The sequence below is a fragment of the Nitrosomonas sp. JL21 genome, assembly GCF_009833095.1.
GTDB lineage: Bacteria > Pseudomonadota > Gammaproteobacteria > Burkholderiales > Nitrosomonadaceae > Nitrosomonas.
Genome location: NZ_QRCB01000083.1, coordinates 1 through 1,056 on the forward strand (window position 1 = coordinate 1; position 1,056 = coordinate 1,056).

General features: G+C 39.2%; 1 protein-coding gene. It reads right to left on the reverse strand.

Annotation, left to right across the window (positions count from 1 at the left end; translation table 11 throughout):
* Positions 1-81: 81 nt before the first annotated feature.
* A partial coding sequence (locus ABF87_RS14610) for a glycosyltransferase (protein WP_160829847.1) occupies positions 82-1,056 on the reverse strand: 975 nt, incomplete at its 5' end.

Here is a 1,056-nt window from a genome sequence, read left to right on the forward strand (position 1 = left end):
AAAAATGCAAACGGTAAAATTGATAAAAATAAATGCGCTAAAATAATAAAATCTAACATCAGTCTTTAATAAGTCAAGAAATTATCTTACTGAAGGATCCCAAAGGACTATGCGACTTCCTGTAAGATACTTCCACCAGGCGACTGCTATGGCCGTATTGACAACCAAGAAAAACATTGGAATTTTTAAAACTCCGCTTAAAGACTGCTTAAGCCATCCATAAATACCAATCCCATAAAAAGCCAATTGCCCCGCCAGCATAAATAAAAAGAATCCTGACGTAAAGGCCAGAATAATATTACTTATCAGAACAGCACTAAGAAAGAAAGGCACCAGCCAGCGAAGCAGCTTATGACAGAAAAATTGGTATGAAAACAATCCATATTGAAAAACATTCAAAAATTCAAGATGCTTAAAAAAAACAGTCAGCCCCCGAAGCACAGTTCGCACTTTCCGTTCAAACTCCCGCTTTTCGTCAGCAATATTCAAATAACTGCCAATTGCCTTTGGATCGCTTACACCACGCAGGCCTAGTTTCATACTAGTCAGCAAAGTTCTAAAATCACTCTGAACATCCCCTGAAAAATCCTGGCATACCTTTTTCCTGGCAGCAAAGAAAGAGCCACTAAGACCAACAATAGAATTTACCTGGGATTCCAAACACCGCAGCCACATCTCATATCGCACATAAAGTCCTTCACCGGAAGGCTTGCCATCATGCCCGATTAACCTGTCCTCACTGCTGACACACCCAATTGAAGGATCGGCAAAATTTGAAACAACTTCTATTAATCCTTGGGGTTCCAAAATAGTTGCAACATCTGAAAATACAATAATTTCTCCTTTTGCATATTGCACTGCCTCTTTCTGAGCATTCTCTTTCCCACCTCGATTAACCATCACCAACAATTCAACTCCTTGCGCTTCATAAGATCTAACGATATCATTGGTAGCATCAGTAGAGCCATCGGATGCCACAATAATCTGCAACTTACCTGCTGGGTAGTTCAATTTCAGAGTATTTTCCAACTTTTCATTTAATCTTTTTTCCTCATT